We start from the raw sequence: 8,502 nt of genomic DNA on the forward strand, positions 1-8,502 counted from the left end.
CGATCGCCCGCCTGCAAAAACTCACTTCTCTGGATTTAAGCAGCAACAAATTAACGACACTGCCAGAAGCGATCGCCAAACTGCAACAACTCACTACCCTGAATTTAAGCGGCAACCAATTAACGACGCTGCCAGAAGCGATCGGCCGCCTGCAACAACTCACTTACCTGAATTTAAGCCGCAACAAATTAACGACACTGCCAGAAGCGATCGCCCACCTACAAAACCTCACCTGGCTGGATTTAAACAATAACCTAATAATGATTATGCCAGACGGAATTTTTCGCATGCAAAAACTCCTTTGGCTATATTTAAGGTTCAACAGATTAACGACGCTCCCAGAAGAAGGGATAATTCAGCTAAAAAACCTTACTAGGCTGCATTTAACTTGCAACCAATTAACAACAGTGCCAGATGCGATTTTTCGCCTGCAAAACCTGATCTGGCTGGATTTAGGTGGCAACCAATTAACGACAGTGCCAGACGCAATTGTTCGCCTGCAAAACCTCACTGATTTGAATTTAAACGACAACCAATTAACGACACTGCCAGAAGCGATCGCCCACCTCCAACAACTCACTTCTCTGTATTTAAACGGCAACCGTATTGAAAAGCCACCACCAGAAGTTGTTGCAAATGGTATTAAGGCGATTCAGAATTATTTCCGACAACTGAAAGCTGAAGGTACAGATTATCTTTGTGAAGCAAAGTTATTAATTGTCGGTGAAGGAGGAGCAGGGAAAACAACACTGGCCAAGAAAATCGAAAATCAAAATTATCAACTTCAAGAGGAAGACACTACAAAGGGAATTGAGGTGATTCGGTGGAGTTTCCCAATGGAAAATGGGCGAGAATTTCGAGTCAACATCTGGGACTTTGGGGGGCAAGAGATTTACCATGCAACTCACCAGTTTTTTCTCACCAAGCGCTCCCTCTACGTTTTAGTGGTAGATAATCGCAAGGAAGATACAGATTTTGATTACTGGCTGAATGTAGTAGAACTGTTGAGTGATAACAGTCCGTTGCTAATCATCAAAAATGAGAAGCAAAACCGCCACCGAGAAATCAATGAACGTGAGTTACGGGGGCAGTTTACTAATTTGAAAGAGACTTTACCAACAAACCTTGCTACCAACAGGGGTTTAGAACAAGTTTTACAACAAATCAAGCATTACGTTCAAAACCTGCCCCATATTGGCAGTCCGCTCCCAAAAACCTGGGTTAGAGTCAGGGAAGCTTTAGAGAGTGACAAACGCAATTACATCGGCTTGGATGAATATCTGAATATCTGCCAAAAAAATGGGTTCACCGAAAGAAATGACAAGTTGCAGTTGAGCAGCTATCTGCACGATTTGGGAGTATGCTTGCACTTCCAGCAAGACCCACTTTTGAACAAGACCGTTATCCTCAAACCCAAGTGGGGAACTGATGCAGTCTACAAAGTGCTGGATAATGAAGAAGTGATCCGCAACCTGGGCACTTTCACCCGGACTGACTTGGCAAACATCTGGTGTGAAGATAAATACGCCACGATGCATGATGAACTCTTGCGGCTGATGATCAACTTCAAGCTGTGCTACGAAATTCCTAGAAGCCAAGGAAAGTATATTGCCCCACAACTGCTATCTGCTAACCAACCCCCTTATAACTGGGATGAAATCAACAACCTGATTCTGCGTTACACTTACGAGTTCATGCCCAAGGGCATCATCACCCAGTTCATCGTCGCTATGCATGAGTTGATGAATGAACAACAATGTGTTTGGAAAAGCGGCGTTGTTCTCAGCAAAGACCAGACGAAGGCAGAGGTGATTGAATATTACGGCAAGCGGGAGATTAAGATTCGAGTTTCAGGTCGTCATAAAAGAGATTTGATGACCATAGTTACACATGAACTCGATAAAATTCATGACTCGTACAAGCGACTAAAGTACAACAAGTTAATTCCCTGTAATTGTGTCACTTGCAAAGATAACCAAGAGCCACACTTTTACCCCTTTGAGATATTGCGACAGTTTGTATACGATAAGCAAAAATGCATTCAATGCCAAAAAAGCTATCAAATGGTTGATGTCTTGGGTTTAATTGATGATGTGATAGATAAAGATAAAGAGAGGTTGCTTGTAGAGCAGTTAGGGGTTGAAGTTTTCATCAGCTATAGTCATCAAGATCAGGAATCGCTTACCAAACTTCAGAAACACCTCAAACCAATAATTCGCAACCAAAATCTGCTTGTGTGGGACGATACCCAAATCAGACCTGGTGCTGAGTGGAGTAAAGAAATTGAAAATGCTTTAGCAGCAGCAAAAGTAGCAGTATTGTTGGTTAGCCCTAACTTTCTAGCATCAGACTTTATTCACGAGAATGAGTTACCCCCATTATTGAATGCGGCACAAGCTAAAGGACTCACGATTATTTGGATACCGTTAAGTTTTAGCAGCTATGAAGAAACAGAAATTGAAAAATATCAATCAGCGCACCCTCCCAATCAACCTTTAGACAGCCTGAACCCATCAGAAGAGAATAAAGCTTGGGTGAATATCTGTAAGAAGATCAAAGCAGCAGCAATCCCTCAGTAAAAGATAGAAAAGGTTTTCTCTCGGTAGTGATGTGTGAAAACGGTGTCTTTGCTCTTAGATGCAAGGTTTGTCTTGATTAGGGATGCTGAAAGCAAAGTTTTTTGGTGTGCAAGCGATCGCACCACTACAACATATTACTGTTCTTCGCTCTTTTCCTGAAGGAGCGATCGCCAATCTGCGATCGCCTTCTCTGTCCACAGCCAATTTTTAGCTAATTTATCTACCTGGAAATTGACTGGATCAGACTTGAGAACCATTTGCCGCAACTTGATCGCTTCATTCAAATATTGTGTCTGCTTACCACTAGATTGACTAAGTGCAGATTTATACAGTCCAAGAGCTAAACCAGCATAAGAAGTTAACGCATCTTGAGGGACTGCTGTATTTGTAGATGTTCCGGCGCTAGAGTCTGAGTTCTGTTCTTTAAGAGCTAAATTCAAAGCCTTGAACCAAGAATCATTAGCTCGATTCAGATTGCCTTCTGTGTAGTAGGCAAATCCCAAAGCGTTATTATACAAAAGCGATTCGGGTTTAGCTTTGGCAGCAGTTTCCCAGTAACGGCGGGCATCATCAACGCTATAGTTATTGTCTCCAGTTTGGATAGACTGCCACGCTAATCGTCCCTTGAAAAAGTTCACAGATGGATCGTCAGCTTGTTTAGGGGGAATTACTTTCAGGGCAGTTTCAGCCGCAGCTAATGCGCCACGATTGAGTAGTTCTTCTACAGCCAATAACCCACCTTGCAAGTCGCCCTGGCTCAATTTTTCCGTAGCGCTGGCGGTGACAATTCCAGTGGTTGCTGTTTCTAAATCAATATTTTGCTGCTTTTGAATAGGTAAAGACTGGGTGGGAATTGCTGGTATGTTAGGCAAATTTGCTTGGGGCCGATTTTGCCACCACCAATTTAAAGCGATCGCAGCTGCTAACGCACTGATTCCGACAACACCCACAATCGGCCACAGCTTGCGGCGATGGGTACGAGGTCTTAGCGGGGCTGGTTGCGATGCCTGCGACGGGCTATGCCGACGCGAAAACTCAGATTTTTGCCGATTTCCTTCAAAGTTCCCTACAACTTGAGGTGGCGGTGGTGGAACTTCTCCCCACAAATCGGCTTCCTCTTCTGGGGAAGTCATTTCCTCTGAAACCTGGCTTTGGTGAAAACTATCTTCACTAATTTGTTGATCAGTTTCAGTTGAAACTTTTTGGTTATCCAGCTGACGAAACAAATCCGAAACTATCGCAGAATCTTCTTCATAGCTTGGGTCATCATACTCAATTTCATCAACCAAATCGCCCCAAGTATCTTCACCTAGCCAGTCTAACCCAGAAGAGTCACGCGCCAAACCAGAAGGAATCATTTCTTCCATTCCTAAAGGCATCTCGGAATCATCTCCCAGAGCAGAGTACATCGTGGAAGTTATACCTAAAGGCGAACCATACTGATTCAGCGACTCCGCACTTTCGGATACCTCACCTTCCTCACTCAGAAAACCGTCAAACTCTGGCTGGAGATACAAAATCGGTAATGCCCAGTACATCTGGTGAGAACTATATGCAGAAATTAATCCTTGGCGCATCCGACTTACGCACAAATCGACTGGATATCCCTGACTCAAGTTACGGTAAAACAATTGTGTGAGGGTCAACGCCACTTCATCAGGAATACGTTCTGACATAGCCAAAACGCTTCTAATTCCACGCTTCACCAAACTTTCTGCCAGGTTACGTTCGCCAGTATCTCCAGAGGGATCGGACGCAGCAGTGTACGCGCCTAAGCAGGAGTTAAACACTGCCATTTGAATATTATTGTTGACGAGCAAACCTGCCAAATCGTCCCCAGTTAATATTTCTGTTAAGCCAGTTCTGCGGCTAGCAAGATAAATTTCTCCACCATTGACGCCTAAGTTACTATGACCAGAGTAGTGGAGAACGTGGTATCTGCCTTGTTCTAGAGCTTGCGTTAGTTCTTCCCGTCCTGGTTGGTCTAATACAGTCAGTTCAATTTCTGGAAACCGATTGCTACCTTCAGTCAGTCGTGATGTTTGACGGTGAAGTTCTGCTTGCAGTTTGATAGCTTCTTGTTTCTGTAAATCAAGGCGGACTTGATCTGAAGGGGAAGCAATTACCATCAATACTTTGACACTACCTTGTTCACGCAGTGTGGACATATTTCGCGTAGGCGTAGTCCCCCGCAGGGATCGCAAAGGAGAAGCCCCTAAAATTCCACTTTGGAAGCGAGAAAAAGCCACATAAGGCCCAGTAGCCAGAGGGCGATCGCCTGCGTGCATTACTTCCCAAGGCAGACGAGCTAACCTAGTATCTTTTAGCCCCAAGCGCAAACGTAGCACTTGTTGATGGTTTTGGGCAATACCTTGGGCAGTAATCCAACTATCTCTGAGAGTGCCTTGAAATAGGGCATTATAAAATTGTTGACCCAACGCTACCAAATTCACAGAGTTTCTGGCGATATCGCTTTCATGCCCACCAGAAGCGAACGGATCTCCTTGCAACACCGACTTCAACGGATCATTCATCAAATGACTAGCAGCCATCAACCAATCAGCTATAGGCCAAGTCACCAATTCTTCTGCCAATGGTACCCCAGGCGCGACTTGTTCCGTCCGCACCAAGTAGTCATTTTGCCCTACTGGGGTTACGGAAATATGGAATTCCTGGGTCACAACTTCTCCTGTCCGCCTCCTAAATCTGGTTTGAAACGCAAAAGTTTCAAGTCGATTTTCCGCTCCCTCTAATAACTTAGATGCATCCCACCCCTGAATGTTTCTGATTCGGTGCTGTTTTGGTTTTTCTGCCTTTACAACTTTATCCGGATCGGATTACTTGGATCTAGAACACTTAATTGGTAGATGCACCTTGATCTTCAACTCCCCTAGTTGGCTAACACCCACTGGGGGTTTTTTTATTTTGGCAAACAACAGCAACTTCTGACGCAGATATTCTCTACCAGAAAATAGTGCTTAATCCTAGAATACTTGATTAGTAGATGGATGTCCCTTGATCTTTAACTCCCCTAATGTAGTTAATATCCACTCTTGTTTTTTTTGACACACAACAATAATCAATTTTCTCAAAAATTTATCCGGAGCGTGGTGGTTAAACCTAGAACATTTAATTGGTAGATGCACCCTGATAACTAGCTCCCCTGGTCGGCTAACGCCCACTGGGGGTTTTTTTATGAATAGGACTTACGCAAACAATAGCCGAAACCCTGATTTTACCGTAGGGGCAATTCATGAATTGCCCCTACCGCGTGTAGTTTTGCGTAAGTCCTAATGAAGGAAGTAAGCTAATCCACCTTTAACTTGGTAGGTCTGTCCTGATAACTAACCCCTCTGAGGTTTTTCTCTGATAAACAAACAGTAATCACTTCAACCTTTGCTAATTTATCCGGTAGCGACCCATTTACGTTAGAACATTTAATTGGTAGATGCACCCTGATAACTAACTCCCCTGGTTGGCTAACGCTCACTGGGGGTTTTTTCTAGTTGTGTAGGCGTCGCCATCAACCCTGATTTTTACCATTTTCCCCGGAAGATACTGGCTAACCCTAGAAAAGATTATTGGTAGATGCACCCTGATAACTCACTCCCCTAGTAGGTTAACACCAACTGGGGTTTTTTTATTTTAAAAAATAAATGAACCTGATAACTCGCTCCCCTGGTTGGCTAACGCTCACTGGGGGTTTTTTCGGCGTAGACGTTGCCATCACCCTTGATTTTTACCATTTTCCCCGGAAGATGCTGGCTGCCCCTAGAAAAGATTATTGGTAGATGCACCCTGATAACTCACTCCCCTAGTAGGTTAACACCAACTGGGGTTTTTTTATTTTAAAAAATAACTGACCCTGATAACTCGCTCCCTTGGCTGGCTAACGCTCACTGGGGGTTTTTTCAGCGTAGACATTGCCATCACCCTTGATTTTTACCATTTTCCCCGGAAGACGCTATCTGCCCCTAGTAAAAATTATTAGTAGATGCACCCTGATAAATCACTCCCCTAGTAGGCTAACACCAACTGGGGTTTTTTATTTTAAAAAATAACTGACCTTTCTACAAATTTATCCGGAGTATGGTGTTTAACCTGAGAACATTTAATTGGTAGATGCACCCTGATAACTAACTCCCCTGGTTGGCTAACGCTCACTGGGGGTTTTTTTTGGCGATAGTCCCAGGATTTTCTACCCATATTGGATGGAGCGCACCGCTATTCTTGTTGATACTGCTGGTAGACCTTCAGTATCCTCCTATCGTCAGGATAGAGCATAACTGTCTCACTCAATCCCTGAATCGCTTTCTTTTTATTATTGTGAGATAGATATGCCACTCCAAATGATTGCTATGATATTTAATCACATTCTTAATTTTTTTTCTATATTTTGACCTTTAACTGTTTGTCTGCTAGCAATCCTCCTGTCAGAGAAGAGAAAAGGGAGCAGTGGAGAGAACCCCATAAATACCCAAATACATGATTCTGCTGCTGAATGAATGGGGTTACACCAAGGGGAGGGGAGAAAATTCAAGCCAATGTTTCCTCCAAATACCCAAGTTTAGTGGTGAAAGGTCAGACATGATCTACCAAATTTTTAGCTTAAACGAAAAGAAGCCCCACAACTCACCCGCAGGGGAGTGTGTGGAGTATGTCACCTGAGATTAGACGGTATTTGTCTACTGAAAAAGCGGTCTAAAATTTCTGATTTCTGCTCGGAACTGAAGTTTTCATACCAATTTCCATGCTTCTCAAATAGTGCGGAATTTCTGAAAGTCTCTAAATTAGAATCTGGTTTTTCATTTAGAGGTCTTTGTCTATTCTGGGAATAAGTAAGCATTTCTACTGTATGGTTGTTCTTTCGATGCATAAGTTGCATCAATAAATCCATTGCGACAGTTGGCAAAACGCGGCAGGTATAATTCACAAAAAAATCAAAAGTCATATTGCCTAGACGAATGCGATCGCCATCTTTGAGCTTGATCGGCCCAACAGCGCGATCGCCATTCACAAAGGAACCATTGGTACTGTTGAAATCTATTAAGTAAAAGCCTTGCTCGTCAATATGTTGAATAGCAGCGTGGCGACGAGACATATAACTATCAGCAATGTAAATACCGCTGGTACGATTCCGACCTATCGTCCAGATCCGCTGTGGCTGTCGTAAACTTTGAGTCTGATTGTCGCACAAGTTGGTCATCAAATAAACAGCACTAGTATCCACTACACCATGTACGTAACATGCCTTTACTCTCGTCAAGGACGGTTGAGATAGGTTTTCTAGCTGGAGAATTTCATCTAGAAGGCTGCTGTGGTGTTCATACAACTTGAGGAATACCTGATATAAAGTTAATCGCCGTTCTATTTCCGTTTGTGCAAAGTCAGCCATTATACGTAAACCTTGTACTACCTGATTTCGGTTTTGGATATTTTACTTCAGCCTACAATCAGGGATAATTGATTTTTCACTTCCCGCTGCCATCTGAAAACTTGAGTGGCTTAATAACGTTATGTTTTACAACTTTTAGGTGCGAGATTCCCTGTTGTTTCTAGCTATAAAAAGCATGAGAATATTTATCAAAAATTCTTATGATGCTTTATTGTTTATTGTAAATAATCATTTGTTATTTGTAACAGATAGAAATCATAAAGATTTCCTTAAGAATTAACAATTGCCTGGGTGTTTTTGCTATAGAACTGGATATTTCTTAACATTTATGAGGGTGATGACTATCGATCAACCCAAACATTTATATATTGGGTCAATTCTGAATAAATATGAGTTTTTATCAAGAATAATCAGGGCTAAACTTTTCAAGTCAGGGAGAAAATGGAAGCCTTGCGATCCTAATATAGCAGGAGGCAGAAGGCAGTTCTTGCTGGAGGCAGGAGGTCAAAGTATTACTATTCCTAGCCT

The 8,502-nt window shown here is 42.8% G+C and carries 5 protein-coding genes; 3 read left to right on the top strand and 2 right to left on the bottom strand.

Translation table 11 applies throughout. From position 1 onward, the window contains the following. Positions 1–2,579: COR domain-containing protein (locus A4S05_RS10880; protein WP_256090924.1), on the top strand; the 2,579-nt coding region annotated here is incomplete at its 5' end. A gap of 134 nt (positions 2,580–2,713) precedes the next feature. Here the strand turns inward: A4S05_RS10880 and hetF are convergent. Next, positions 2,714–5,260: a cell division protein HetF gene (gene hetF, locus A4S05_RS10885; protein WP_069069850.1), complete on the bottom strand. Its 2,547-nt coding sequence runs from the start codon at positions 5,258–5,260 to the stop codon at positions 2,714–2,716. Between the two features lie 975 nt (positions 5,261–6,235). Between hetF and A4S05_RS43160 the strand changes: the two genes are divergently transcribed. Beyond that, a complete protein-coding gene (locus A4S05_RS43160) occupies positions 6,236–6,370 on the top strand; it encodes a hypothetical protein (protein ID WP_256090925.1) in 135 nt (44 codons plus the stop codon). An 869-nt stretch (positions 6,371–7,239) separates the two neighbouring features. Here A4S05_RS43160 and A4S05_RS10895 read toward each other — a convergent pair. Beyond that, complete coding sequence (locus A4S05_RS10895) at positions 7,240–7,974, bottom strand: FHA domain-containing protein (RefSeq protein WP_176726971.1); 735 nt, start codon at positions 7,972–7,974, stop codon at positions 7,240–7,242. A 337-nt stretch (positions 7,975–8,311) separates the two neighbouring features. Here A4S05_RS10895 and A4S05_RS42565 point away from each other — a divergent pair. Next, a partial coding sequence (locus A4S05_RS42565; RefSeq protein WP_218107944.1) for a hypothetical protein occupies positions 8,312–8,502 on the top strand: 191 nt, incomplete at its 3' end.

The organism is Nostoc sp. KVJ20, from assembly GCF_001712795.1.
Classification (GTDB): domain Bacteria; phylum Cyanobacteriota; class Cyanobacteriia; order Cyanobacteriales; family Nostocaceae; genus Nostoc.

Excerpts from the sequence above, each read along its gene's own strand:
- A4S05_RS43160 (WP_256090925.1), top strand. The coding sequence starts at position 6,236 with ATGAACCTGATAACTCGCTCCCCTGGTTGGCTAACGCTCACTGGGGGT.
- A4S05_RS10895 (WP_176726971.1), bottom strand. The coding sequence starts at position 7,974 with ATGGCTGACTTTGCACAAACGGAAATAGAACGGCGATTAACTTTATAT.